23 protein-coding genes are annotated in these 26,506 nt (G+C 70.8%); 12 read left to right on the forward strand and 11 right to left on the reverse strand.

The genetic code is table 11. The features are described 5' to 3' along the window. The first annotated feature begins 97 nt into the window (after positions 1-97). Both ATL45_RS01895 and ATL45_RS01900 read left to right on the forward strand, forming a co-directional pair. Positions 98-1,042 carry a 3-hydroxyacyl-CoA dehydrogenase NAD-binding domain-containing protein gene (locus ATL45_RS01895; protein ID WP_177242029.1) on the forward strand — a complete coding sequence of 315 codons (945 nt, stop codon included), beginning with the start codon at positions 98-100 and terminating at the stop codon, positions 1,040-1,042. Between the two features lie 131 nt (positions 1,043-1,173). After that, positions 1,174-2,358, forward strand: a complete 1,185-nt coding sequence (locus tag ATL45_RS01900; protein ID WP_093156126.1) for an acyl-CoA dehydrogenase family protein — start codon at positions 1,174-1,176, stop codon at positions 2,356-2,358. Between the two features lie 61 nt (positions 2,359-2,419). Here ATL45_RS01900 and ATL45_RS01905 read toward each other — a convergent pair whose 3' ends face one another. The 3 genes from ATL45_RS01905 to uvrB all read right to left on the reverse strand — a co-directional run bounded on the left by ATL45_RS01905 (position 2,420) and on the right by uvrB (position 6,271). After that, complete coding sequence (locus ATL45_RS01905; protein WP_093156128.1) at positions 2,420-2,878, reverse strand: VOC family protein; 459 nt, start codon at positions 2,876-2,878, stop codon at positions 2,420-2,422. Positions 2,879-2,928: 50 nt separating this feature from the next. Continuing rightward, entirely contained in the window at positions 2,929-3,870 is a 942-nt protein-coding gene (locus ATL45_RS01910) for an erythromycin esterase family protein (protein ID WP_093156129.1), read from the reverse strand. Between the two features lie 244 nt (positions 3,871-4,114). Next, positions 4,115-6,271: an excinuclease ABC subunit UvrB gene (gene uvrB, locus ATL45_RS01915; protein ID WP_093156131.1), complete on the reverse strand. Its 2,157-nt coding sequence runs from the start codon at positions 6,269-6,271 to the stop codon at positions 4,115-4,117. Positions 6,272-6,378: 107 nt separating this feature from the next. Here uvrB and ATL45_RS01920 point away from each other — a divergent pair, with 107 nt between their 5' ends. The 3 genes from ATL45_RS01920 to ATL45_RS01930 all read left to right on the forward strand — a co-directional run bounded on the left by ATL45_RS01920 (position 6,379) and on the right by ATL45_RS01930 (position 8,112). After that, positions 6,379-6,810, forward strand: coding sequence for an SPW repeat protein (locus tag ATL45_RS01920; RefSeq protein ID WP_093156133.1), 432 nt, complete (start codon positions 6,379-6,381; stop codon positions 6,808-6,810). 93 nt (positions 6,811-6,903) lie between these two features. Beyond that, complete coding sequence (locus tag ATL45_RS01925; RefSeq protein WP_093156134.1) at positions 6,904-7,500, forward strand: ribonuclease FAU-1 family protein; 597 nt, start codon at positions 6,904-6,906, stop codon at positions 7,498-7,500. A gap of 228 nt (positions 7,501-7,728) precedes the next feature. Further along, positions 7,729-8,112 (forward strand): DUF402 domain-containing protein, encoded by a 384-nt coding sequence (locus tag ATL45_RS01930; RefSeq protein WP_246025118.1) that lies wholly within the window; start codon positions 7,729-7,731, stop codon positions 8,110-8,112. A 295-nt stretch (positions 8,113-8,407) separates the two neighbouring features. On the opposite strand, the gene ATL45_RS01935 is transcribed toward ATL45_RS01930, so the two are convergent. Further along, positions 8,408-9,049, reverse strand: a complete 642-nt coding sequence (locus tag ATL45_RS01935; protein WP_093156137.1) for a response regulator — start codon at positions 9,047-9,049, stop codon at positions 8,408-8,410. Beyond that, a complete protein-coding gene (locus tag ATL45_RS01940; protein ID WP_246025119.1) occupies positions 9,046-10,185 on the reverse strand; it encodes a sensor histidine kinase in 1,140 nt (379 codons plus the stop codon). The genes ATL45_RS01935 and ATL45_RS01940 overlap by 4 nt, the downstream gene beginning before the upstream one ends. A 416-nt stretch (positions 10,186-10,601) precedes the next feature. Here ATL45_RS01940 and ATL45_RS01945 point away from each other — a divergent pair, with 416 nt between their 5' ends. The 3 genes from ATL45_RS01945 to ATL45_RS01955 are packed head-to-tail and all read left to right on the forward strand — an operon-like array spanning position 10,602 to position 12,475. Then, positions 10,602-11,147, forward strand: coding sequence for a GlcG/HbpS family heme-binding protein (locus ATL45_RS01945; protein WP_093156139.1), 546 nt, complete (start codon positions 10,602-10,604; stop codon positions 11,145-11,147). Positions 11,148-11,205: 58 nt separating this feature from the next. Next, positions 11,206-11,691, forward strand: a complete 486-nt coding sequence (locus tag ATL45_RS01950; protein ID WP_093156140.1) for a GlcG/HbpS family heme-binding protein — start codon at positions 11,206-11,208, stop codon at positions 11,689-11,691. Positions 11,692-11,719: 28 nt separating this feature from the next. Further along, on the forward strand, positions 11,720-12,475 hold the full coding sequence (locus ATL45_RS01955; protein ID WP_093156142.1) for an ankyrin repeat domain-containing protein: 756 nt from the start codon (positions 11,720-11,722) through the stop codon (positions 12,473-12,475). Between the two features lie 94 nt (positions 12,476-12,569). Here ATL45_RS01955 and coaE read toward each other — a convergent pair whose 3' ends face one another. Together coaE and rpsA are read right to left on the reverse strand one after the other, a co-directional pair. Next, the gene (gene coaE / locus ATL45_RS01960) at positions 12,570-13,766 is read right to left on the reverse strand and encodes a dephospho-CoA kinase (protein WP_093156143.1); all 1,197 of its coding nucleotides are present in this window, start codon (positions 13,764-13,766) and stop codon (positions 12,570-12,572) included. Positions 13,767-13,854: 88 nt separating this feature from the next. Then, positions 13,855-15,354, reverse strand: a complete 1,500-nt coding sequence (rpsA, locus tag ATL45_RS01965) for a 30S ribosomal protein S1 (RefSeq protein ID WP_093156145.1) — start codon at positions 15,352-15,354, stop codon at positions 13,855-13,857. Positions 15,355-15,656: 302 nt separating this feature from the next. On the opposite strand from rpsA, the gene ATL45_RS01970 reads away from it, so the two are divergent. From ATL45_RS01970 to ATL45_RS01985, 4 genes are all read left to right on the forward strand, one after another. Continuing rightward, on the forward strand, positions 15,657-16,517 hold the full coding sequence (locus tag ATL45_RS01970; RefSeq protein WP_093156146.1) for a class I SAM-dependent methyltransferase: 861 nt from the start codon (positions 15,657-15,659) through the stop codon (positions 16,515-16,517). A 193-nt stretch (positions 16,518-16,710) separates the two neighbouring features. Next, complete coding sequence (locus ATL45_RS01975) at positions 16,711-17,643, forward strand: GNAT family N-acetyltransferase (protein ID WP_093156148.1); 933 nt, start codon at positions 16,711-16,713, stop codon at positions 17,641-17,643. 35 nt (positions 17,644-17,678) lie between these two features. Then, positions 17,679-18,332 (forward strand): hypothetical protein, encoded by a 654-nt coding sequence (locus ATL45_RS01980; protein ID WP_093156149.1) that lies wholly within the window; start codon positions 17,679-17,681, stop codon positions 18,330-18,332. Next, on the forward strand, positions 18,325-20,346 hold the full coding sequence (locus ATL45_RS01985; protein WP_093156151.1) for a YhgE/Pip domain-containing protein: 2,022 nt from the start codon (positions 18,325-18,327) through the stop codon (positions 20,344-20,346). The genes ATL45_RS01980 and ATL45_RS01985 overlap by 8 nt, the downstream gene beginning before the upstream one ends. 232 nt (positions 20,347-20,578) lie before the next feature. Here the strand turns inward: ATL45_RS01985 and ATL45_RS01990 are convergent, their stop codons facing one another. The 4 genes from ATL45_RS01990 to polA form a co-directional block, all read right to left on the reverse strand. Continuing rightward, positions 20,579-21,952 (reverse strand): hypothetical protein, encoded by a 1,374-nt coding sequence (locus tag ATL45_RS01990; protein ID WP_093156152.1) that lies wholly within the window; start codon positions 21,950-21,952, stop codon positions 20,579-20,581. Between the two features lie 143 nt (positions 21,953-22,095). Continuing rightward, positions 22,096-22,908: a MerR family DNA-binding transcriptional regulator gene (locus ATL45_RS01995; RefSeq protein ID WP_093156154.1), complete on the reverse strand. Its 813-nt coding sequence runs from the start codon at positions 22,906-22,908 to the stop codon at positions 22,096-22,098. A gap of 42 nt (positions 22,909-22,950) precedes the next feature. After that, complete coding sequence (locus ATL45_RS02000; RefSeq protein ID WP_093156155.1) at positions 22,951-23,346, reverse strand: VOC family protein; 396 nt, start codon at positions 23,344-23,346, stop codon at positions 22,951-22,953. Between the two features lie 401 nt (positions 23,347-23,747). Beyond that, positions 23,748-26,441: a DNA polymerase I gene (gene polA / locus ATL45_RS02005; protein ID WP_093156157.1), complete on the reverse strand. Its 2,694-nt coding sequence runs from the start codon at positions 26,439-26,441 to the stop codon at positions 23,748-23,750. Between the last annotated feature and the right edge of the window lie 65 nt (positions 26,442-26,506).

Raw genomic sequence — 26,506 nt, forward strand, 5'->3', positions numbered from 1 at the left:
AGCGGTGCAAGCGCCGAGGGAGGGCTGAGCGCCTCCGGCGTTTCAAGACGAAGACCAAGAAACAAGCCTAATGATCGACACTGATTGAGGAGAGCGCATGAGTCCTCAGTGGACGAAGGTCGCGGTGGTCGGCGCCGGGACCATCGGGCTGTCCTGGGCGGCGCTGTTCGCCGCGAACGGTCTCGAAGTCCGCATCACCGACCCGCGCGAGGACCTCGCCGACGCGGTGCGCGCGGCGATGCCGACGCTGGCCGCCGGCATCCCGGGCGCCGACGTGGACGACCTGCTCGGCCGCATCCAGCTGACCGGTGATCTCACCGAGGCGGTGACCGGCGTGGACCTGGTGCAGGAGAACGGCCCGGAGCGTCTGGAGTTCAAGCAGCAGCTGTTCGCCGAGATCGCCCGCCACGCACCGGAGAACGCGGTGCTGACCTCCTCCAGCTCCGGCATCATCGCCACCGCGATCGCCGCCGAGCTGCCCGCGGCCGTAGCAGCGCGGCTGCTCATCGCGCACCCGTTCAACCCGCCGCAGGTCGTGCCGCTGGTGGAGATCGTGCCGGGCGAGCGCACCGCGGAGCTGGTGGTCGAGGCAGCGGTGGAGTTCTACCGCGCGCTGGGCAAGACCCCGGTCCGGCTGCGCAAGGAGATCCCGGGCTTCGTCGCCAACCGCCTGCAGAGCGCGATCATGCAGGAGTCGATCTCCTTGGTGCTGCGCGGAGTCGTGAGCGTCGAGGAGCTGGACACCGTGATGAAGGCATCGCTGGGCGGCCGGTACGCGACCGTCGGCCCGTTCGAGAGCTTCCACCTCGGCGGCGGCCCCGGCGGCATCCGGCACATGATGGCCCACCTCGGCGTCGGCATGGCCGAGCGCTGGAAGGACCTCGGCCACCCGCAGCTGACCGAGGACGGCATCGCGGCGATCTCCGACCAGACCGAATCCACCTACGGCTCGGGACCCGCCGCCTACGAGGAGCGCTCCGAGCTGCGCGACCGCAAGCAGAACGCCATCAACGCGGCCCTGCACGACATCGAGCAGAGCTGAACCCGAACGGAACCGCAGCCCTCCGCCACCCAGTCCCGCAATTTCAATTGAAATCGGACGTCCAATTTCAATTGAAATCGCGGAGGGACACCAGCGCTGAGGACTGCCGAACAACCACTGAGGACTGAGAGATGCCCAAGCCCGTCAACACCGATCCCGACTTCTTCGGCTTCGCCGACCTGCTCAGCGAGGCCGAGCGCGCCGAGCTCGCCGAGATCCGCGAGTACCTGGAGCGGGAGATCAAGCCGCTCGCGAACGACGCGTGGGAGAAGGCCGAGTTCCCGTTCGAGGTCGTCGCGAAGTTCGCCCGGCTGAACCTGGCCGGCTACCAGTACCCCGAGTACGGCGACGGCACATCGCGCAGCCCGCTGTTCACCGGCTTCCTGAGCCTGGAGCTGAACCGGATCGACCCGTCCCTGGCGGTGTTCTCCGGTGTCCACACCGGACTCGCGATGGGCAGCATCTACAACGGCGGCGACCAGGAGCAGCGGGACCGCTGGATCCCGGACATGGCGGACATGTCCAAGATCGGCGCGTTCGCCCTCACCGAACCCGAGGGCGGCTCCGACGTGGCTGGCGGCATGCGCACCACCGCGCGGCGCGACGGCGATGAGTGGGTGCTCAACGGCGCGAAGCGCTGGATCGGCAACGGCACGTTCGCCGACCTGGTCGTGGTGTGGGCGCGCGACGAGGCCGACGGCCAGGTCAAGGGCTTCGTGGTGGAGAAGGGCACGCCGGGCTTCACCGCGAGCAAGATCGAGGGCAAGATCGCGCTGCGCACCGTGCAGAACGCCGACATCGTGCTCACCGACGTCCGGGTGCCGGAGGCCGACCGGCTGCAGAACATCAACAGCTTCCGCGACACCGCCAAGGTGCTGGCCAAGACCCGCGGTGGCGTGGCCTGGCAGGCGCTGGGCGTGGCGGTGCGCGCCTACGAGCTGGCGCGCGAGTACGCGGTGAACCGGGTCCAGTTCGGCAAGCCGATCGCCGCCTTCCAGATGATCCAGGACCTGCTGGTGAAGATGCTGGGCAACATCACCGCGATGTTCGGCATCGTGGTCCGGCTCAACGAGCTGGTCGCGCAGGGTCGCGGCGGCGCCGAGCAGGCGGCGCTGGCCAAGGCGTTCACCACGACGAAGATGCGCGAGGTGGTGGCCTGGGCGCGAGAGCTGTTCGGCGGCAACGGGATCGTCCTGGACTACGAGGTCGCGAAGTTCTTCTCCGACGCCGAAGCGGTGTACTCCTTCGAAGGCTCCCGCGAGATGAACACCCTGATCGTCGGCAAGTCCATCACCGGCCACAGCGCCTTCGCCTGACCAGGAGCGAGCGGGCGCCTCCGGACTTCCCCGGAGGCGCCCCGTTCCGCTGCGTCAGCGCTCAGCCGAAGAGCTCCTGCGCCCGGCGGACGACCTCTTCCGGCGACACGTCCTCGATGTGCGTGAGCAGGACCCAGACGTGCCCGTGGGGATCGCGCAGGATGGCGGTGCGGTCGCCGTGGAACTGGTCGGCGGGCGGCTGCAGCAGTTCCGCTCCGGCCGCGACGGCCCGCTCGGCGAGCGCGTCGACGTCGTCGACGAAGACGTGCAGCCCCACGGTGGTGCCGCCGATGCTGGTCGGCGACGCGAAGACGGGGCCTTCGGCGTCGCCCAGCATGATGGTCGAGCCCTGGATGCTGATCTCCGCGTGCACGATCTTCCCGGCCCCGTCGGCGATGCGGAAGAGCTCTTCGGCGCCGAACGCGTTGCGGTAGAAGGAGATCGCATCGGCGGCACCGTCCATCATCACGTGGGCGACGACGGCCTTGCGGTAGGTCTCGGGAACGGTGGTCTCAGACATGGAACTGACTCCTCGGTTGCGGGAAGGACGAATGCTGAATGCGGGGCCGGTCACGCGCTCGCGAGCAGCGGGCTGGCCGGAGTGATCTCCTGCGCGTGGACCACGGCGTCGAACCAGCCCGCGAGCGATCCGCCGGAGAGGTGGTAGGCCGCGTCGTCGGCGGGGTCGTACTCGGGGCCGATCAGGCGCGTCTTCGCCCGCGCGTCGAGCCAGGCCCGCACCGGGGCCGGGCCGTCGGCGCGCAGGTCCAGGAGGTAGGCATCCAACCCGGTGGTGCCCAGGGAGGCGTCGGCGAACTCCGCGGGCGGGGCCGGGATCCGGTAGGGCGCCGTGCCGTGCTGGAAGGTCAGACCGATGGACACGTAGTCGGCGCCGAAGTGCTCGCGGAGGTAGCCACCGGCGTTGCGGTGCGTCTGCGGCGGGGACGAGGGCGAGACGGTCCGCGGATCGCCGACGGCGGTGTGCGCGAGCCCGCCCCAGTAGACGATCTTGTCGCCGGTGCGCTCGTGCCAGCGGATCGCGCCCTCGGCCAGGCCCTGCTCGATACCGGCCAGACCGTCGAGCGACGGCGTCCACTCCTCGATCGCGCCGATGAAGCGAACCGGATCACCGGGGTTGCGCCGGTTGCACGAGCGCATCCACCTGATGACGTCGAGGATCTCCCCGGTCTGCCAGAAGGACCGCGCCTCGGCCAGCATCGCCCGCGGATCGCCCGCCCCGGTCCTGATGTGCTCGTCGAGCCCGAGCCTCGAAGCGTCGTCCCCTTCCAGCGCGAGCGAACGGAATCCCTTCTCCTCCACCAGGAACCGGACGATCCGGTGCGAGAGGACGGACAGCTCGCGGGACTGGCGGATCGACGCGCCGACGGCCACGACCCGGGCGTCGCCCACGACGCCGGCCAGCGGCCGGAGATCGGCCAGCGGGGCATCGGGGCCTGACGTGCTGAGGCGGTGGGCGTGCTGCTCGATCCACCGGGTCACTGCCTCGGTCATGGTCAGCTCTCCTCGTTCGGAACGGTCCGGTCGCGGCCGGTGCCGCACGAGAAGCATCAAACATCGACCAAGGTAGAGGTCAACCGAAAAGTTCCAGGAATGTCGAGAAAAATCGACGACCAACGAGCCGGGCCGGTTCTTCGTCCGTCCACAGCACCCGGCCGAACGCGATCACCGCGACCCTCCGGTCATGAACCACCGCCGAACCACACGCCCACACCCTGGAAGCGAAAACCTCGCCCACTCACTCGATGCCTGCCGCGTCCATGCCCCGGAGTTCCTTCTTCAGGTCCTGGATCTCGTCGCGCAGGCGGGCCGCCAGTTCGAACTGGAGCTCGCGGGCCGCGTTCATCATCTGGTCGTTGAGCTGCTGGACCAGGTCCGCCAGCTCCGCGCGCGGCATCGACTTGATGTCGCGGTCGTCCAGCAGGCCCGCGCTGGCCACCGCCTCGCCGGTCGGCTTCTTGCCGCGGGAGGCGTTGCGGCCCGAACCGCCCACCGCCACCGACTCCTCGGTGTCCTCCGACTCGGTGTAGACCCGGTCCAGGATGTCGGCGATCTTCTTGCGCAGCGGCTGCGGGTCGATGCCGCGCTCTTCGTTGTAGGCGATCTGCTTGGCGCGGCGGCGGTTGGTCTCGTCGATGGCGTGCTGCATCGAGTCGGTGATCCGGTCGGCGTACATGTGCACCTGGCCGGAGACGTTGCGCGCCGCGCGGCCGATCGTCTGCACCAGGCTGGTGCCGGAGCGCAGGAAGCCCTCCTTGTCGGCGTCCAGGATGGACACCAGGGAGACCTCCGGCAGGTCCAGGCCCTCGCGCAGCAGGTTGATGCCGACCAGCACGTCGTACTCGCCCAGGCGCAGCTGCCGCAGCAGCTCGACCCGCCGCAGCGTGTCCACCTCGGAGTGCAGGTAGCGCACCCGGATGCCCAGTTCCAGCAGGTAGTCGGTGAGGTCCTCGGCCATCTTCTTGGTCAGCGTGGTGACCAGCACCCGCTCGTCGCGCTCGGCGCGCTCCCGGATCTCGTGCACCAGGTCGTCGATCTGGCCCTCGGTCGGCTTGACGATCACCTCGGGGTCGATCAGCCCGGTCGGGCGGATCACCTGCTCGACGAACTCGCCGCCCGCCTGCGCCATCTCGTAGGGGCCCGGCGTCGCCGACAGGTACACCGTCTGGCCGATCCGGTCGGAGAACTCCTCGAAGGTCAGCGGCCGGTTGTCCATCGCGCTGGGCAGCCGGAAGCCGTGCTCGACCAGCGTCCGCTTGCGCGAGGCGTCGCCCTCGTACATGCCGCCGATCTGCGGCACCGTCACGTGCGACTCGTCGACGATCAGCAGGAAGTCGTCCGGGAAGTAGTCGATCAGGGTGGCCGGTGCCGTCCCGGCGGCGCGGTCGTCGATGTGCCGCGAGTAGTTCTCGATGCCGGAGCAGAACCCGACCTGGCGCATCATCTCGATGTCGTACTGGGTGCGCATCCGCAGCCGCTGGGCCTCCAGCAGCTTGTTCTGCTTCTCCAGCCTGCCCAGCTGCTCTTCGAGCTCGGCCTCGATGCCGTGGATGGCCTTCTCCATCCGGTCCGGGCCCGCCACGTAGTGCGTCGCCGGGAAGATCCGCAGGTCCCGCACCTCGCGCACGATCTCACCGGTCATCGGGTGCAGGTAGTGCAGCCGGTCGATCTCGTCGCCGAAGAACTCCACCCGCACCGCCAGCTCCTCGTAGGCGGGGATGATCTCCACGGTGTCGCCGCGCACCCGGAAGGTGCCGCGGGCGAAGGCGATGTCGTTGCGGCTGTACTGCACGTCCACCAGCGCGCGCAGGAACACGTCCCGGTCGATCTCACCGCCGACCTCCAGCGGGATGGACCGGTCCAGGTACGACTGCGGCGTGCCCAGGCCGTAGATGCACGACACCGAGGAGACCACCACGCAGTCGCGGCGGCTGAGCAGGTTCGAGGTGGCCGAGTGGCGCAGCCGCTCGACGTCCTCGTTGATCGAGGAGTCCTTCTCGATGTAGGTGTCGGTCTGCGGGACGTAGGCCTCGGGCTGGTAGTAGTCGTAGTAGCTGACGAAGTACTCCACGGCGTTGTCCGGGAAGAACCCGCGCAGCTCGTTGGCCATCTGCGCGGCCAGCGTCTTGTTCGGCTCCAGCACCAGCGTGGGGCGCTGCACGCGCTCGATCAGCCAGGCCGTGGTCGCCGACTTTCCGGTACCGGTGGCACCGAGCAGCACGACGTCCTTCTCCCCGGAGTTGATCCGGCGCTCCAGGTCCTCGATGGCCTTGGGCTGGTCGCCAGCGGGCTGGTAGTCGCTGACCATCCGGAACCGGCCGTCGGTCCGAGGGATGTCGCTGACCGGCCGGAACTCGGAGTGCGCCAGTACGGGGTGCTCAGTCGCGAATGCCACGGAACCCAGCGTACGAGCTCACCCCGACATCATGTCGCGTCACGGGATGCCCGAACCGCTGCCAGGGCGAATAATGGGTTACGTCACCCCAGTCCTGGAGGTGGTGTATGTCGAGCAGCGCACCCATCGCAGGGCATCCGGATCTCACCGAGATGCGCATGCGCTATGAGCGGGCATCCGAAACTCCGACCGCTCAGGCGGCGGACGGCTTCACCGTCTTGGGTGGCCTGTTCGTCGCGTTGTCGCCGTGGATCACCGGATTCGCCGCCACGACGCCGTCGCTGGCGCTGAACAACCTGGTCGTCGGCCTGGCCGCCACGGTTCTCGGGATCTCGTTCGCCGCGGCCTACCACCGCACGCACGGCATCGCCTGGACATCTCCGGTGCTGGGCGTGTGGACGATCGTGGCCGTGTTCATCATGAGCGGGTCCGTCATGACCACGAGCACCGTGCTGTGCAACGTGATCGGCGGCGCGGTCCTGGTTCTCGCGGGTGCAGGAACGATGGCTCCGGCCTTCGCCACCCGCGCGTCGACCTGACCCCGACCGATCGGAGGTGACGGTATTCAAGTGGTGAAGAGATAGCGGGCGCGACGACCTTCGGACGTCGCGCCCGCCGCATACAGTGGCACCGTGACCACGCAGCGCGAGATCGCCGAGCAGCTCGGACTGCCCGTCCACCCGCCGAAGGTCGAGGTGTTCGACCTGGTCGCGGGCACCAACACCGACCCCAAGGGCCACTCGCGCGCCGTGCAGCGCTTCCACCGCGAGCCCTTCGGCCTCTACCTCGCCCGCACGATGCCGGGCCACCCGACCTTCGCCGCGCTGGAATCGTGGCTGCTGCCCTCGCTGGGGCTGCGGGTGACCCGCTGGGACTGGCAGCCCGGTCACGAGCGCGACCTGGACTTCTACCTGGACGTGGTGGACGTCGAGGTCGGCGACCGGCAGTGGCGGACGGTCGACCACTACCTGGACGTCGAGGTCCGCGACCGCCGCGGTGCGGACCTGCTGGACATCGACGAGTTCGTCGTCGCCGTGCGCGCCGAGCTGCTGGACGCGGCGACCGCGCAGCGGGCGATGGAGCGCGCCTACGCCGCGGTCGACGGGCTCGCGCGGCACGGTTACGACCTGTCGGCGTGGCTGCGCGACAGCGATATCGAGCTGTCGTGGCGTGGGCAACCTGTCGAGGATCCCGTACCCGGCCAGCGGCGGCTACCGCCAACCCGGTGATGCCCGTGGCCAGCGCAAATCGATATCCGACGAGCACTGAAAAGTTACGTTAAAACCAGTCGACGCTGATCTTCAAACGCATTTTTCCCGCTACTGTCTGACGCCGTGGCGGCTGCGATTTCTCCCCAATTGGTTGAAGTCATCGACGTGTTCAGCTCGCAGCGTAGGCATCCCTCGGGATACGTTCACCAGCTCGAGGTATGCCACGTCGAGCGGTGGGGTCTGGCGGTGGAATGCCCGACCCCGGAGGCGGCGGACCACGCCGCCGAGATCACCTGGTTGCTGCCCGACCTAGGGCTCAAGCTGACCCGGTTCCGCCCGCGCAGCAGGCACTCGCGCCCGGGACCGAGCACCCTCACCGCGGTGCACATCGAGCGCGAAACCCGCTCCTGGACCACCACCGACCTGCTGCTCGGGCTGGAGATCCAGGACCGCGGCCGCACGCGGATCACCCACGCCGCCGAGTTCGCCACGGCCGTCGCCACCGGCGCACTGCGCCTCAGCGAGGCCGACTACGCCCTGCACACGGTGCACCGCACGCTCGACGAGATCACCCGCCACCGCGACCTCAACCAGTGGCTGGCCTACCGGGGCATCTTCGAAATCTGGTAGCCGAGAGGACGGGCTGATTTGCGTAGCGGTGCGGGTAGCAGAACCTCAGCGCCCGCCTGGCTCCGGGAGCCCGTTCTTATGCATGAACAATACACGGCGAACCGGCTGTCCTCGCCAGGCGAACGCTGAGAACCCGCGGCGGTGCAAGCGCCGAGGGTGGGCTATGCGCCTGCGGCGCATGCGACGCCTTCCATCCGGTGCCTGTCGCCTGTCGCGGTTTCGCCTACCACCGAAAGCGGCTTCGCCGCTTGTTCGACTCAACGTCGCTGTTGACTTCGCGAAACGGATGTCCAAGTCAGCGCGGTGCGTCGTCGAAGCGGATCAGCCTGCGGCGGACGGCTTCGCGCACCGCTGCCATCCGGCTGTCCACGCCCAGCTTCGCGTAGATGTGCACCAGGTGCGTCTTCACCGTGGCCTCGCTGATGAACAGCTCGCGCGCCATGTCCCGGTTGCCCAGGCCGTGCGCCAGCAGCTCCAGGATCTCCACCTCGCGGTCGCTCAGCGCCTCCTCCGGAGTGCGGCTGCGCTGCAGCAGGCGGCTGGCGATCTCCGGGGACAGCGCGGTGCGGCCCTGCGCGGCGGCGCGGATCGCCTGGAACAGCTCCTCCGGCGGCCCGGCCTTGAGCAGGTAGCCGGTGGCGCCCGCGTCGATGGCGCGGTTGATGTCGGTGTCCGCGTCGTAGGTGGTCAGCACCAGCACGTGCGGCGGTTCGGGCAGCGCCAGCAGCTGCCGGGTGGCCGCCACGCCGCCCACGTCGTCGCCGAGCTGGAGGTCCATGAGCACCACGTCCGGTTTGAAGGCGCCGGCCCGCTGCACGGCTTCCGCCGCTGCCGAGGCCTCGCCGACCACCTCGATGTCCTCCGCACCGGCCAGCAGCGCCGAGATGCCCGCGCGCACCACCGGGTGATCGTCGACCACCAGCACCCGCACCGTCATGAGTTCCCTCCTACCGGGAAGGTCGCCGCGATCGCCGTGCCCTCCCCGGGACCACTCTCCACCACCAGCTCGCCACCGAGCTGCGCGACCCGGGCCCGCATCCCGCCCAGCCCGTAGCCCCGGTCGGCACCGGAGCGCGGGGCGGCGGTGTCGAAGCCGGTCCCGTCGTCGCGCACGTCCAGCGCGACCGCATCGGCCAGGTAGGACAGGGTGACACCGGCCTTGCGAGCCGCGCTGTGCTCGCGCACGTTGGCCAGCACGCCCTGGGCGACCCGCAGCAGCGCTGCGTCGACGTCCTCGGAGGTCGCCAGCGGCTCGCCCACCGTCTCGAAGCGGACCTCGATGCCGGTCTCCGCCGCCGTCCGCGCGACCAGCTCGCGCAGCGCATCGGCCAGCGACTGCCGCGTCAGCGCCGCAGGCGCCAGGCCCCGGACGAAGCGGCGGGCCTCTGCGAGGCTGTCCTCGGCGACCGCTCCGGCCCGCCGCACGTGCTCGCTGCGGTCGCCCTCGCGCTCGGCCGCCTGCAACAGCATCCGGATGCTCGACAGTCCCTGGGCGATGGTGTCGTGGATCTCCCGCGCCAGCCGTTCACGCTCCCAGCTGATGCCGGCCTCCCGCTGCGCCTCGGCCAGCTCCCCGCGGGTGCGGACCAGCTGGTCGATCAGCTGCTGGCGGCGCTCGCCCTCGTGCCGGATCTGCAGGAACACCGCGGTGGCCATCGCCGCCACCGCCAGCGGGACCAGCACGTCGATGACCTCGAAGCGCGGCGCCAGCCGCAGCTGCGCGAAGATCACCGTGCCGGTGAGCAGCACGACCGCGGCCAGCATCGGCTTCGGCCGCAGCAGCCGCAGGCACACGAAGAACAGCGGCACCGCGCACCAGCTGAAGCTCGGCGCCACCAGCACCAGCGCGCACCAGACGCCGACGACGGCGGCGAGCCACAGCTGACCGGCGCGCTCCCACCACACCACGCCCGCCACGTAGATCAGCACCAGCGCCGCCGACAGCCCGAGCAGCAGCGGCGTCACGCCCTGCAGTCCGTGCCCGGCGACGTAGCGCGACGCCGAGGACGCGAGCAGCACGAAGAAGCCCACGTGCATCGCGCGGTACAGCCAGCCGCCAGGTCGTTCGGTCAACGCGGTCCCCTCGTCACAGCAGTTCCGGGCGAAACTGTAAGCGCAGGTTGGTGGTCGCTTCGCGTAGCGGTTCGGGTGGCGGAACCTGAGTGCTTCCCTGAACTGCGGGTGCCCCTCCTGATGTATGAACGAATACACGGCGGAGGGGCCGTCCTCGCCCAGAGAGCCACCCAGTGGCGGGCCACCGTACCCGCGGCGGTGCAAGCTGCGTGCGTACTCAAAGCGGCTGGCGCCGCTCATAAGGCGCGGACGGCTACGCCGACAGACTGTAAGCCGCTCCGGGCCCGGCCACATCAATGGATCGGTTGACCCGCTCTCCACCGGGCGGCGTCCGAGGAGATCCGTTCCGACGACGCCCGGGACGGCTGCGCGGCCGAAGCTGGAAGCACCTAACCGAAGCGAAGGAGTCATCACCGATGCGATCCAGCACCCGCAACCGCGCAGTCGTCGGCACCCTGGTCGGCCTGGGCATCCTCGGCGGCGCCACCGGCTTCACCGTCGCGCAGGCCGAGCCGGTCCACCAGCAGGCGCCGACCCCGCCGGCCGCGGTCATCCAGCAGCCGGTGCTCAGCATCGACGCCGCGACCAAGGCCGCGCAGGCCGCGCTCGACGCCGCCGAGGCCAAGGGCCAGCGCGTCACCGTGTCCATCGTGGACCGCGCGGGCAACGAGCGGGTGCGGCTGACCGGCGACGGAGCGGGCCCGCAGAGCGGCGAGTCCGCCAAGCGCAAGGCCTTCACCGCCGTGGCCTGGAACCGGGCCACCTCGGAGCTCGGCAAGCAGGCCGGCGGCAACGGCCCCAGCCTCCGCGACATCCCGGGCACCCTGTTCCTCGGCGGCGGCGTCCCGGTGGCCGCGGGCACCCCGATCGCCGGCATCGGCGTCGCCGGTGCGCCCAGCGGCGACCTGGACGAGGAGTTCGCCCGCGCCGGGCTGAACGCCATCCAGGCCGAACTGCGGTAGCACCCCGATCCGGTCCCCGGCCCGACCGGGGACCGGCCCGCCGGAACAGGAGAAACCGATGAGGACAGCCGCGCTCACGCGACGCGTGGCGCTCGGGGCGTTCGCCGCACTCGCGCTCGCCGCCTGCACCCCGACCGAACCGCAGCCCGCAGGACCACCGCAGGTGCTCAGCCCCGATGCCGCGTCCAAGGCCGCGCACGCCGCGCTCGACGCCGTCGAGGCCGAAGGACAGCGGGTGACCGTGTCCATCGTGGACCGCTCGGGCAACGAGAGGATCAGGCTGACCAGCGACGGAGCGGGCCCGCAGAGCGGTGAATCCGCCAAGCGCAAGGCCTTCACCGCCGTCGCCTGGGGCCAGCCCACCTCGGAGCTGGACGGCGCCACCCTCCGCGACATCCCGGGCACGCTGTTCCAGGGCGGCGGCGTCCCCGTGATCGCCGGCTCCCCGATCGCCGGCATCGGCGTCGCCGGTGCGCCCAGCGGTGACCTGGACGAGGAGTTCGCCCGCGCCGGTCTCGAAGCCGTCGAAGCCGAACTGCCGTGACAGCACGACCGCCGAACAGGAGGATTCGATGAGGACAGCCGCGCTGACCCGACGCGTGGCGCTCGGGGCGTTCGCCGCACTCGCGCTCGCCGCCTGCACCCCGACCCAGCCCCCGGCAGCACCACCGGCTCCCCCGCATCCCGCGGAGCAGCCGCAGGCCGCGCAGCAGCCGGCGCCCCCGCAGCAGCCGAACCCGGAAGCGGACCGGCAGCTGCTGGAGGCGGCCGATTCCGGTGACCTCGCGCAGGTCCGCGCGGCCCTGGCCGCCGGGGCGAACGTGGAGTCGCGCGACGACGACCAGCGCACCCCGCTGGTGCTGGCCGCGCTCGCCGACCACGTCGAGGTGGCCCGCGAGCTGGTCGCCGCGGGCGCCGACCCGAACGCCACCGACTACCGCCAGGACACCGCGTTCCTGGTGACCGGGGTGACCGGCAGCGTCGGCATGCTGGAGGCGCTGCTGCCCGCGAACCCGGACTTCACGCTGCTCAACCGCTACGGCGGCACGGCGCTGATCCCGGCGGGCGAGCACGGCCACGTCGAGTACATCCGGGCGGCGGTGCTCACCGGCATCGACGTCGACCACGTGAACAACCTCGGCTGGACCGCCCTGCTGGAAGCGGTGGTCCTGGGTGACGGCAGCGAGCGCTACCAGCAGTCGGTGCAGATCCTCGTGGACGCCGGTGCCGACGTGAACATCCGCGACCGCAACGGGGTGACTGCGCTCCAGCACGCCGAAGCCGACGGCTACACCGAGATCGCGCGAATCCTCCGCGCGGCTTCCTGAGCCGGGTGGGGACGAGCGGCCCCCGACCTCGTTCTCGCCCGCACCACCACCGATGCCCCGCCCCGAGCCCGAGGCGGGGCATCGGTGCTGCGGTTCACGCGCCGGGAGTCCACCCGGTCCGCTGCGCCCAGGCCCGGGCTTCCGGGAGCGACTTGGCGAACCAGGGTTCCTTGGCGTCCGCGTAGGCGTCGTGGGACGGGTCGTTCGCGTGGGCGTTCGCCACTTCCCGCTTGAGGGCCAGGTACCCGGCCCGGGCGTCCTCGTCGGCTCGCAACCAGGCCGGGAACTGGAGGGCCAGCTGCTGGCTGGGGCTGCCGTCCGGGCGGACGTGGAGGTTGGCGTAGCGCGCCGGGTCCGCCGAGACGTGGATGCGCTTCTCCCACTGCGCCGGGTCCGGGGCGAAGGCGTGCGGCGTGTCGGCGGTGATCTCCGGGATCGGCGGGAAACCCGCTTCGGCGAGGGGTTCGGCGAGCTCGTCGGCATCCGCCAGGGACCGGACGGTGAGCTGGAGGTCGATGATGTCCTTGGCGGGCAGGCCCGGCACCGACGTCGAACCGATGTGGTCGACGCGCACCGCCTTGTCCCCCGCCACGCGCTCGATCCGGTCGATCAGGCGCTGCGCCTGGCGCGGCCAGTCCGGGTCCGGGCCGACCAGCCGCGGGGAGCGCTTCGGCGGGCGGCGGCGCAGCCGGACGTTCTCCTCGAAGGGCACCAGCCGGTCCCGCCACAACGCGTCGACCCGCGCCACGAGCTCCTCGACGGGGCCGCTGTTGTCCAGCCACGCGTCGGCGACCTCGCGGCGCTGCTCGGTGGTGGCCTGCGCGGCGATGCGGGCCCGGGCGTCCTGCTCGGTCAGGCCGCGCTCCACCAGCCGCCGCACCCGGACGTCCTCGGGCGCGTCGACGATGACCACCAGGTGGTAGTTCGGCGCGTAACCGGCTTCCACCAGCAGCGGCACGTCGTGCACCACGACCGCGTCCGCGGGCGCCCCGGCCATCCGCTCGGCGGTCAGGTCGCGGATCTTGGGGTGCGTGATGGCGTTGAGGTCCGCGCGGGCCTGGTCGTCGGCGAAGGCCTTCGCGGCCAGCGCGGGCCGGTTCAGCGCACCATCGGCGTCCAGCACGTCCGCGCCGAACCGCTCGACGATCTCCGCCAGGCCCGGGCTGCCCGGCCGCACGACCTCCCTGGCCAGCACGTCGGCGTCGACGAGCACCGCGCCTAGCTCCGCCAGCCGCCGGGCCACCGTCGACTTGCCCGATCCGATTCCGCCGCTCAGTCCCACCCGCAACATGGGCCCATCCTGCCAGCCCGACGACGACAGCGGCCCCGCACCTCGGAAGGTGCGGGGCCGCTGTGCTTCAGCCGTCAGGCGTCAGTGCTCACGCACCGCCGGAGAGCTTCTCCCGCAGCGCAGCCAGCTGAGCGTCGCTGGCCAGAGAGCCGCTGTCCTGGTCGTCGCTGGAGGCCGACGAGTAGTTGCCACCGCCGGTCGACTCCTCGCCACCACCGGTCGCGGCGGCCGCAGCGGCCTCCGCGTCGGCCTGGCGGGCCTTGGCGATCTGCGCGAGGTGCTTCTCGTAGCGGCTGTGCGCCTCGGCGTACTGGCGCTCCCACTCCTCGCGCTGCTTCTCGTAGCCCTCGGTCCACTCCTGGGTCTCCACGTCGAAGCCCTCGGGGTAGATGTAGTTGCCCTCGTTGTCGTACTCGGCGGCCATCCCGTACTGGGTCGGGTCGAACTCCGAGTCGGTGCTGAAGCCCTCGTTGGCCTGCTTCAGCGACAGCGAGATGCGGCGGCGCTCCAGGTCGATGTCGATGACCTTGATCATGACCTCGTCGCCGACCTGGACGACCTGCTCCGGGATCTCCACGTGGCGCTCGGCCAGCTCGGAGATGTGGACCAGGCCCTCGATGCCCTCGTCGACGCGGACGAACGCACCGAACGGAACCAGCTTGGTGACCTTGCCCGGCACGATCTGACCGATCGCGTGGGTGCGGGCGAACTGGCGCCACGGGTCTTCCTGGGTGGCCTTCAGCGACAGCGAGACGCGCTCGCGGTCCATGTCCACGTCGAGGACCTCGACGGTGACCTCCTGGCCGACCTCGACGACCTCGGACGGGTGGTCGATGTGCTTCCAGGACAGCTCCGAGACGTGCACCAGACCGTCAACGCCACCGAGGTCGACGAACGCACCGAAGTTGACGATCGAGGACACGACGCCCTTGCGGACCTGGCCCTTCTGCAGCTGGTTGAGGAACTCGCTGCGGACCTCGGACTGGGTCTGCTCCAGCCAGGCGCGGCGGGACAGGACCACGTTGTTGCGGTTCTTGTCCAGCTCGATGATCTTGGCTTCGAGCTCGCGGCCGACGTAGGGCTGCAGGTCGCGGACGCGGCGCATCTCGACCAGGGAGGCCGGCAGGAAGCCGCGCAGCCCGATGTCGAGGATGAGGCCGCCCTTGACGACCTCGATGACGGTGCCGCGCACGGGCTCGTCCTTCTCCTTGAGCTCCTCGATGGTGCCCCAGGCGCGCTCGTACTGCGCACGCTTCTTGGAGAGGATCAGCCGGCCTTCCTTGTCCTCCTTCTGGAGGACGAGGGCCTCGACGAAGTCGCCGACGGTGACGACCTCGGCGGGATCGACGTCGTGCTTGATCGACAGTTCGCGGGACGGGATGACGCCCTCGGTCTTGTAGCCGATGTCAAGCAGCACCTCGTCACGGTCGACCTTGACGATGGTGCCCTCAACAATGTCCCCATCGTTGAAGTACTTGATGGTCTGGTCGACGGCGGCGAGGAAGTCCTCCTCCGTCCCGACGTCGTTCACTGCGACCTGCGGCTTGGTGGCGGCTGCAGTCGGGACGGTGGTGGTGTCGGTGGACATCAGGTGGGTTGCTCCGGTACGGATAGTTTGGTCGCTGGTTCTACGTTCTTACCGCGCCGCGGGCGTTGGTACCAGGGCCAACCGGACGGCTGGACCGGGTGATCCGATTCCCCGACCGCCCCGCCCTGCCGGTGCGATCCGGCTGGCGGAGACGACGACGAAAAAAGACCCACGACGCGGGCGGTATCGTACGCGCTCTCTCGATCGCTGGGCAAACCGCGGTGGGGCCCGACGAGCAGTCGGCGCCGGACGGCCACAATGCTTCACGTCCGAGCAATACCCACTATCGGCGGGGAGAACCCTTGACACGAGCCGACGACCCGGAGAGCACCGAGGTCCAGGGTAGCTCCGCGGAGCACGTATTGGGCACCGCAGGTGTGAGCAAGCGCACTGCCGACGCGGCGGAATCCAGGGCCGCGAACCGGCTGTGGTGGGACGCCGACGCGGACGACTACCAGGCCGAGCACGGCGGCTTCCTCGGCCTGAGCGATTTCGTCTGGTGCCCCGAGCGCCTGCACGAGGAGCAGGCCGGCCTGCTCGGCGACGTGCGCGGCAAGCGGGTGCTGGAGATCGGCTGCGGCGCGGCCTCGTGCTCGCGCTGGCTGGCCGACCAGGGCGCGCTGCCGGTCGGCCTGGACATCTCCGCCGGGATGCTGCGGCACGCCGCCGAGGGCGGCAGGCGCAGCGGGACGGCGGTGCCGCTGGTGCAGGCCAGCGCGGACTGCCTGCCGTTCGGCGCCGATTCGTTCGACCTGGCCTGCTCGGCGTTCGGCGGGGTGCCCTTCGTCGCCGACGTGGGCGCGGTGTTCCGGGAGGTCGCGCGGGTGGTGCGGCCGGGCGGCCGGTGGGTGTTCGCGGTGACTCACCCGATGCGCTGGATCTTCCCCGACGACCCGGGCCCGACCGGGCTGACCGTCACCCAGTCCTACTTCGACCGCACGCCGTACGTGGAGATCGACGCGACCGGCCGCGCCACCTACGTGGAGCACCACCGCACTCTCGGCGACTACGTCCGCGCGCTGTCCGAGGCCGGGCTGCGGCTGACCGACCTGGTCGAGCCGGAGTGGCCCGCCGGGCACACCGAGATCTGGGGCCAGTGGAGCCCGCTGCGCGGCCGCCTCTTCCCCGGCACGGCGATCTTCGTCTGCACCCTCGATTCCTGACCTCGCGGAATTACCGGATATTCGCCAACAATTCCGGCATTCGGCCGAACGCCGGCTCGCGATTTCGGCGGAAATCGCGAGCCGCCCGCGAAGGCGATGTGATCTCGGCTGCGCGGGCCGTTCTTCGCGCTGAAGGTTCCGGCCGGTGCTGGTTCGATGTGCCGCGGAACATCCCTTCGTCGAGGAGCGGGCCGTGGCGACTGCGCAGGAGCTCTTGCAGGCCCAGTGCGCGCTGTTCGCCGAGCTGGACCCGCAGTTGCCCGAGCGCTACCCGGTGCCGCGCGGCGAGCCGCTGGTGGCGCGCACGGCGGGCGGTGACGCGGTCGCCGGGATCGTGGCGCGGACGTGGAACCCGCCCGGCTCGGTGCACAGCCTCTGGCAGCCCGCTTCCGTCTTCGAGCTCTTCCCGCTGATCGGCGAGCACTCGGCCGCGGGCATGTCCGCGCTGCTCGCGGCGTGGCGCGACCACCTGCACGAGCAGGGTGCTCCGGAGCGGGATTCGGCGTGCTTGGTGACCTGGCCGAGCCGGGACGTCCGGACGGCGAAAGCGTTGCTGGACGGCGGTTTCACCCCTTTGTCCTGTCTCGCTGTGCGCCCACCCACTCCGCCGTGCACATTTACGGAACTATCTGGTACCGTAACTGTACGTCGCGCCGGACCGGCCGACCTGGACGCCGTCGTCGAACTCACCCTCCTCGAGCTCGAATACGCCGCCCTCGTCGGATCCTCGACGTACCGCCCCGACGCCCCGCAGCTGAAGCGGACCGCTGCCCGAGTGCGACTGCACTCCAGCGATCCGGTCTGGCTCGCGGAGCGGGACGGCGTTCCGGTCGCGGTGGCCGAGTGCGGCTGGGTCGACGCTGACCTGTCGGCCGCCGGCCACCGGCTCCGCCCCGGCACCTGGGCCTACGTCAACTGCGTGTCGGTGCACGAGCAGGCCCGCGGGACCGGCGTCGGACAGCGGCTGATGACCACGGTGCACGAGGAGTTCGCTCGTGCCGGAGTCGTCGGCAGCTTCCTGTACTACAACCCGCCCAACCCGCTGTCCTCGGTGTTCTGGCCCCGCCAGGGCTATCGACCGCTGTGGACCATGTGGGAGGTGCGCCCGGCCACCGCGCTGCGCTGACCGGTGCACCAGACCGTGAGAGTCGAGGAGTCGGCTTGGAAATCGTCGCCACCGGCGTGGAGGTGAACGGAGCGCACGGGCCGCTGCTGGCGCCCACCTCGCTGCGCGTACGCAGCGGTCAGGCGCTGCTGGTGACCGGCGACCCGAACGCCGGGCACACCGCGCTCGCGCTGGTGCTCTCCGGCCGGCTGCGGCCCGGCAAGGGCACCGTCCGCCTGGACGGCGCGCTCGACGCGGGCGCCCTGCGGCAGCAGGTCGCGGTCGTCGACGCGCCGGAGATAACCGAACCCGACGGTTCGATCTCGGTGCGCGACGTCGTCGCCGAGGGCCTCACCCTGGCCGGCCGCTGGTCCACCCGGCGCAAGGTCAAGGCCTGGCTGTCGACGCGCGAGTACAACGCCGACGAGCGCTGCGAGAACCTCGCCCCGCTCGACCGCACCAAGCTGCTGATCGAGCTCGCCTGCGAAGCCCGCACCACGAAAGCACTGGTCCTGGACTGCCCGGACCGCCACGGCGGCGATCCCGCCGGCTGGTACTCGCTGGCCGTCCAACAGGCCGAGCGCGGCCTGGCGGTGATCGCCCTCTGCTCCCCGCACACGGCCGAGAAGCTGGGCGTCACGCCCGCCCGCATCGGCGCCGACAACCCCGAACTGTCCACATCGGATTTCACGAAGGCCTGCGATGACTAGTCTCCGGCTCGCCGCCACCGAGTTGCGCCGGCTCACCTCCGGCAAGCTGCCCAAGCTGGCGCTGCTGGCGGTCACCCTGGTGCCGCTGCTGTACGGCGCCATGTACATCTACGCGAACTGGGACCCCTACGGGAAGCTCGACTCGGTGCCCGCCGCCGTGGTCATCGACGACACCGGCGCCGAACGCGAGGACGGCACCCGGCTGGACGCCGGGCAGGACGTGTACCAGGAGCTCATCGACTCCGACACGTTCAACTGGTCGCGCACCGACGAGGTCTCCGCGCAGCAGGGCGTGGCCAGCGGCGAGTACACCTTCGCGCTGGTGGTGCCGCGGGACTTCTCCACCGCGCTGATCTCGGCCGGTGAGTTCGAGCCGCGGCAGGCCAAGCTGCGGCTGATCACCAACGACGCGAACAACTACCTGGTCGGCACCATCGCCGACAAGGTGGCCTCCGAGGTGCGCAAGGGCGTGGCCTCCAGCGTCGGCTCCGAGGCGGCCAAGCAGTTCCTGCTCGGGTTCGCCACGGTGCACGACAAGACGCTGGAAGCCGCCGACGGCGCGGGGCAGATCGCCGACGGCGCCGGGCAGCTCTACGACGGCCTCGGCAAGGCCGAGCAGGGCTCGGCGCAGCTCTCCGCCGGTGCCCACCAGCTGCTCGACGGCCAGCGCCAGCTCGCCGACGGCGCCAACAAGCTCGCCGACGGCACCGGTGAACTGCGCGGCGGGCTGTCGCAGCTGCAGCAGAAGACCGCGCCGCTGCCGGGGCAGACCGCGAAGCTGGCCGACGGCGCCGAGCAGGTCGCCGCGGGCAACGAGCAGCTCGCGACCAAGGCCGAAACGCTGGGCAACGCTGCCCAGGACGTCGTCGACCACCTCGACGGCCACAAGACCCGCGTCGCCAACCAGCTGCGCCAGGCCGGGGTGGACGAGGCGACCATCGAGAAGGTCACCGCCGGTCTCGACGAGCTCCACAGCCCGATCACCGAGGCCAACGGCAAGGTGCAGAGCCAGGTCGGGCAGCTGCGCAAGCTCGCCGACGGGTCCCGCCAGGTCGCTAACGGCAACCGCCAGCTGGCCAGCGCGATGCCCGCCCTGACCGGCGGCATCGACCAGCTCGCCACCGGCTCGGTCAAGCTCGACGACGGCGCCAAGCAGCTGCGCGACGGCGAGCAGCAGGCCGTCACCGGCACCAAGAAGCTCACCGACGGCGCCGACCAGCTGGCCGGCGGCGCGCACCAACTGCGCGACGGCTCCGGCCAGCTCAAGGACGGCTCCGACACGCTGGCCACCGAGCTGGGCCGCGGCGTCAACGACATCCCCAACCCCGACGAGCAGACCCGCGACGCCACCGCGGACACCATCGGCGACCCGCTCGCCATCGACACCCTGGCCCAGGTCAAAGCCGACACCTACGGCGCCGGGCTGGCGCCCTACTTCATGGGGCTGGCGCTGTGGGTCGGCGGGTTCGTGCTGTTCCTGCTGATGCGGCCGCTGTCCAGCCGGGCGCTGGCGGCCGGGGTCGCGCCGTGGCGCGTCGCGCTCGGCGGCTGGCTGCCCGCCGCGCTCGTCGGCTTCGTGCAGGCGGTGCTGCTGTACCTGGTCGTGGTCTACGCCGTCGGCGTGCAGCCGGCGCACACCTGGAAGACGCTCGGCTTCCTGGTGCTGACCTCGTTCGCGTTCACCGCGGTGGTGCACTCGCTCAACGCGGCGTTCGGGCCGAAGGGCAAGTTCATCGCGCTGGTCGTCCTGGTGCTCCAGCTGGTCACCGCGGGCGGCACGTTCCCGTGGCAGACGATCCCGGAGCCGCTGCACCCGCTGCACCAGGTGCTGCCGCTGGGCTACGTGGTCAGCGGTCTGCGCCACCTGCTCTACGGCGGTGACATGTCGGCGGTGACGACCTCGGTGACGGTGCTGGTGAGCTACCTCGTCGCCGCGCTGCTGCTGAGCACCATCGCGGCATGGCGCCAGCGGGTGTGGACGCCGTCCCGCCTGAAGCCCGAGCTCTCGCTGTAAGGGCCTGTCGGCGTAGCCGTCCTCGCCTTTGTAAGCGGCGCCAGCCGCTTTGAGCACGCACGCAGCTCGCACCGCCGCGGGTTCTGAGTGGTTTCCTGGCGAGGACGGCCCCTCCGCCGTGTATTCGTTCATACATCAGGAGGGGCACCCGCAGTCCAGGGAAGCACTCAGGTTCCGCCAAGCGACCACCCACGCAAAACGACCACCGATCCCCTGTGACCCGTCCGCTGGCCTACTCGTCCTGGGCGGGCCAGCGGACTTCTGCGTGCCGGGCGCGCGCGGGCACCGGTGGCGGTTCGCCCCACCGGTGCCCGTGCGCGAGGTAGATCTGCCGGGTGCAGAGCTGGTCCCGCAGCGACACCAGCACGCAGAACTCGTAGGCGATGCGCTCCACGCGCCCCTCCCGGTCCACGACGGCCGACTGCCACTCCGGCGGCACGACGTCCTCCAGCTGGGCGCAGTGCCCGGCTTCGTAGAACCGCCCCCGCCCCCAGCAGGCGGTGTACTCGCCGACCAGCTCGCCCAGCGCGGCCAGCAGCGGCCAGCAGCCGGGTTCCCGGCTGCGGAACTCCAGGCTCGCCAGCAGCAGCCGGAGCAGCTGCTGGTGGCAGGCCGAGTAGGTGCCCCGCAGGACTGCGCGCTTGCGCCTGGCGTGCTCGGCGGCCCGGGCTGCGCTGTCCCGCATGAGCTGCTTGAGCAGCGGCTCGCCCGCGATCGGGTACAACGCCGCGCGGACGGTGTCATCGGGGTTCTCGACGGCCGCCTTGACCAGGTCGAACAGCAGCACGTCCCGCGTGGTGCCGGGCAGCGGCACGTCGTCGGCCGCGCCGCCGAGCCGGTGCTCCGCGCGGGCCCGGATCTGGTGGAGCAGGCCGATCAGCGCGTGCCCGAGCAGGTCGGTGATCTCCGCGCGGCGCACCGCGCACAGCGCGCTCAGCAACGTGACGCGGACCGGCTGCGGCAGCGCCTGCAGCTGTTCCGGCTGCGCATCGGCCGCCCGCGCGCTCCACGCGGCCACCAGCTCGGCCGGGAAGCCGGTGAGGAGATCGGCGGGCAGGCACAACCGGCGCAACGCGGTCAGCTTCTCCACCTCGGTCAGCAGGCTCCGCAACCAGACGCGATCCGCCGAATCCGCCGCAAGGTCGGTCGGCAGGCCCAGCGCCTGCAGCGACATGATGTCGTCCAGCTCGCGGGCCAACGAGCGCAGATCGATCGGGGTCACCTCGGAGCGCAGCTCGGCGAGCAGCCAGCCGCTGCCGGTCCCGGGCTCGGGCAGCAGCTCCTCCAGCTGCCCGGCCGCATCCCCGAGCTGGTCCACCACGCGGTGGCAGAGCAGCCGCTCGAAGTCCTGCAGCGCGTGGGCCGCCACGCCGCGGGCCTGGTCGTGCGCGGGGGCCTGGATGCCCTTGTCCCGGCAGTGCGCGATCAGCGCGGTGGCGAGCTGCTCCCGGCCGTCCTGGCGCCGGGTCGCCTCCGCGGTCAGCCAGGCGAGCCACTGCCGTTCGTCCCCGACATCCACCTGCTCGTCGAGCGACTCGACGAGCTGACCTTCCACCGAGAGGAAGCCGACCTTGTCACGGGTGAACTCCGAGGCGGCGAAACCCACGTCTTAGCTCCCGACAAGCCGCGCACGTTCTCCGACCCGCCGAACGCTATCGCTGCACCCCGGAACACGATCGGGCGATCAGCACCCATTCGGCCGAGCAGCCGCACCGCTTCGGTGGTATATGCCGAATCGATGTTCACCGGTCAGATCAGCGGGATCGCGACCTCCACGCCGACGGCGTCCCCGGTCTCGTCGAGCAGCCCGATCTGGCGCAGCTCGGCCAAGCCTGCCTCCGCGCCGCGCCGCTCCGCCTCGGCCAGCAGCACGAGGACCGCGGGATGCACGGCCGAGTCCACGACCGGAACGCCGTCGTCGTGCCGCCACCCCACCACGAGCTCCCGCCCGGCGCGGATCCCACCGCGCACCACCGAAGCACCCGGGACCGACCAGTCCGGCGCCACCGCCCGCGCGACGGGCCAGCAGCACAGCAGCTCGACGTCGTCCTCGCCGGCACCGGCCCGCAGCGACGACCAGAACGGCCCGGTCGGCGCGTTGTCCGCTGCCGAGAGCGCTCGGTGCAGCGCGCCGAAGGCGAGGTCGGCCTGGTCATCGGTGAGCTCGTCGGTCGCCGGGAGCACCACGCCGGCCCAGTGCTGCGCCTCGACCTGCCGCTCCTGGACGTCCCAGCTGAGCGGATCGCGCTCCAGCAGCGCCGACGCCACCGCCAGCGCCTCGTCCTGACGCGCGCGCTCCGCCGCCAACCGCTCGCGGTGCTCGGCGAGCACCGCTGCCGCGTCCTGGCGCCCGCACAGCGCGCGCTGCGCTTCAGCCAAACCGATCTCCGCAGCGCGCAGCGCCTTCAGCTGGATCGCGGCTTCGAGTTGGCCCGCCGAGTAGCGGCGGTAGTTCGACCACGGATCCACCTCGGCGGGCTTGAGCAGCCCCTGCTTGTCGTAGATCCGCAGCGCCTTCGCGCTCAGGCCGGTCAACTGCGCGAATTCCCCAATGCTGAGCATGGGACGAGTCTGGACCCTGCCCCGGGGGCAAGGTCCACTCCGCTACTCCGCGGGCTCGTCGTAGCGGGCGATCTCGAGCAGGTTGCCGTCCGGATCGCGCAGGTACAGCGAGGTGATCGGACCCGCCGAGCCGATGCGGCTGACCGGGCCCTCCTCGATGCGCACGTCGTTGGCGCGCAGGTGCTCCTGGACCTCGCTGAGCGCGTTGGTGGTCACGAAGCACAGGTTCGCCGAACCGGGCACCGGGTGCGTCGCGGTCGGCTCGACCAGCTCGCTGGCCGCGTGCAGCTTGATGGTCTGCCCGCCGAAGCTCACCGCCCGCCGCTCGCCGGGGAACGTCACCGGCGTCATGCCGAGGATCTGCTCGTAGAACTGCACTGCCCGATCGACATCGGCGACGGTGAGGACCAGGTGGTCCACTCTGTCGATGTTGATCATGCTCCTCCTAGAGGTCGGCGTGGAAGCGGCTCCGAGGTGCCCCCGCCGCGCCCGGTCACGCGTACGGCAGGCTAACCGCACCGATCGAACGCGGGAAACGGCGGGTGCGCCGACGGTGATGTCCGCCATTCAAGGCGACCCGCCGGGCCCGGCGCCCGGGCAACACCGACTTCGTGACTGACCCGCAACCTCCTCCGGCCGCTCCCGGCGGCGACGGCTCCGACGCGCGGTGCTGCGCGATTTCAATGGAAATCAGACGTACGATTTCCATTGAAATCGCGCAACATCCCGACACGCCGTCGGTGCGTCGGGCGCCCGGGGCAACGACGACCCACGCGATTTCCCTTGACATCGTGGTGGACCTGATTTCCCACGACATCGCGGGGTTCGGCGCCGAGTCCTCAGTGGGCGGCGGAGTCCCAGGAGCGGCCCGAGCCGACCGAGACCTCCAGCGGAACCGAGAGCTCGTAGGCCGAACCCATCTGCTCGCGCAGCAGCTTCTCCACCTCGGCCTGCTCGCCGTCGGCGACCTCGACGATCAGTTCGTCGTGCACCTGCAGCAGCATCCGCGACCGCATGTCGTTGTCCCGCAACGCTCGGTGCACGCCCAGCATCGCGACCTTGATGATGTCGGCCGCGCTGCCCTGGATCGGTGCGTTGAGCGCCATCCGCTCGGCCATCTCGCGGCGCTGCCGGTTGTCGCTGGTCAGGTCCGGCAGGTAGCGGCGGCGGCCGAGGATCGTCGAGGTGTAGCCGTCCTTGCGGGCCTGGTCGACGACCTCCCGCAGGTAGTCGCGGACCCGGCCGAAGCGGGCGAAGTAGGCGTCCATCTGCGCCTTCGCCTCCTCCGCCGAGATGCGCAGCTGCTGCGCCAGCCCGTAGGCCGACAGCCCGTAGGCCAGGCCGTAGGACATCGCCTTGACCCGGCGGCGCAGCTCCTGGTCGACCTCCTCGATCGGCACCCCGAACGCCCGCGAGGCCACGTAGTTGTGCAGGTCCTCGCCGGTGTTGAACGCCTCGATGAGCCCCTCGTCGCCGGACAGGTGCGCCATGATGCGCATCTCGATCTGGCTGTAGTCGGCGGTCATCAGCTCCGCGTAGCCGCCGCCGACCACGAACACCTCGCGGATCCGGCGGCCCTCCTCGGTGCGGATCGGGATGTTCTGCAGGTTCGGCTCGGTCGAGGACAGCCGCCCGGTGGCCGCGATGGTCTGGTTCAGCGTGGTGTGGATCCGGCCGTCGTCCGAGATGGACTTCGCCAGTCCGTCCACAGTGGTCTTCAGCCGGGTGGCGTCGCGGTGCTCCAGCAGGTGCTGCAGGAACGGGTGCTCGGTCTTCTCGAACAGCGTCTGCAGCGCCTCGGCATCGGTGGTGTAGCCGGTCTTGGTGCGCTTGGTCTTCGGCATGTCCAGCTCGTCGAAGAGCACCACCTGCAGCTGCTTCGGCGACCCGAGGTTGATCTCCTTGCCGATCACGCCGTAGGCGTCCTGCGCGGCCTGCTTGACGCGCGCGGCGAAGCGCGCCCCCAGCTCGGCGAGCTGGTCGGCGTCGACGGCGATGCCCGCGCCCTCCAGCTCGCTGAGCACCACCAGCAGCGGCAGCTCCAGGTCGGTGAGCAGGCCGCGGCTGTCGATGCGGTCCAGCTCGGTGTCGAGCGCGTCGGCCAGCTCGGCCACCGCGCGCGCCCTGACCAGCTCGGCCGAGGCCGCCTTCTCCCTGGTCTCCGACTCGTCCTCCAGCAGCGACAGCTGGCCGTCCTCCTCGCCGGTCTCGGCGCGCAGCTCCCGCTGCAGGTAGCGGACCACCAGGTCGGGCAGCTCGAAGGAGCGCTGACCCGGCCGCACCAGGTAGGCGGCGAGCGCGGTGTCGCTGGTCAGCCCGGCCAGCTGCCAGCCCCGGTCGCGGATGGCGTGCAGTGGGCCCTTGACGTCGTGCGCGGCCTTGGTGGTCGCCGGGTCGGCCAGCCACGCCGCCAGCGCCTGCTCGTCCTCGGTGGTCAGGGTGCTGACGTCGACGAACGCGGCCGCGCCCGCCGCGGTGGCCAGCGCCAGACCGGTCAGGTCACCGCGGCCCCGCGCCCACTGCCCGGTGAACGCCAGGCCGACGCGGTCGCCGTTGCGGGCGTGCTCGGCCAGCCAGGCAGCCAGCTGCCCGGGCTGCACGACACCGCCGGAGATGTCGAAGCCCTCCTCGACCTCCGGTTCGGCGCTGGAGAGCGTCGCGAACAGCCGGTCCCGCAGCACGCGGAACTCCAGGTCGTCGAACAGCTGGTGCACGGCGTCGCGGTCCCAGGCGCGCACCGCGAGCTCCGGCGGGCCCATCTCCAGCTCCACATCGCGCACCAGCTCGGTCAGCTGCCGGTTGAGCAGCACCGACGACAGGTGGTCGCGCAGCGCCTGGCCCGCCTTGCCCTTGACCTCGTCGGCCCGGTCCACCAGCTCGGCCAGCGAGCCGAACTGCTGGATCCACTTGGTGACCGTCTTCTCCCCCACGCCGGGGATCTTCGGCAGGTTGTCCGACGGGTCGCCGCGCAGCGCGGCGAAGTCCGGGTACTGCTGCGGGCTCAGGCCGTACTTGTCCTCCACCGCCTGCGGGGTGAAGCGGGTCAGCTCGGAGACGCCCTTCGTCGGGTAGAGCACGGTGACGTCGTCGGTGACCAGCTGCAGCGCGTCGCGGTCGCCGGTGCAGATCGCGACCTTGAAGCCCTCTCCGGTGGCCTGGGTGGTCAGCGTCGCGATGACGTCGTCGGCCTCGTAGTTGTCCTTGCTCAGCACCGGGATGTTCAGCGCTCCGAGGACGTCCTGGATCAGGCTGACCTGGCCGCGGAACTCGTCGGGCGAGCTGCTGCGGTTCGCCTTGTAGTCGGCGAAGGCCTCGGAGCGGAAGGTCTTGCGCGAGACGTCGAAGGCCACCGCCAGGTGCGTGGGCTGCTCGTCGCGCAGCAGGTTGATCAGCATCGAGGTGAAGCCGTAGACCGCGTTGGTGTGCTGCCCGGTGCCGGTCTGGAAGTTCTCCTTCGGCAGGGCGTAGAAAGCGCGGTAGGCCATCGAGTGGCCGTCGATGAGCAGCAGGCGTCGGTCCTCGGAATGCGTCACGGCGGCGAGTCTAGGCTCAAGCCCCGACAGCGCGTGACCGGAGGCGACGGGAGGCACCAGAGGTG

This window comes from Saccharopolyspora antimicrobica (genome assembly GCF_003635025.1).
Classification (GTDB): Bacteria; Actinomycetota; Actinomycetes; order Mycobacteriales; family Pseudonocardiaceae; genus Saccharopolyspora; species Saccharopolyspora antimicrobica.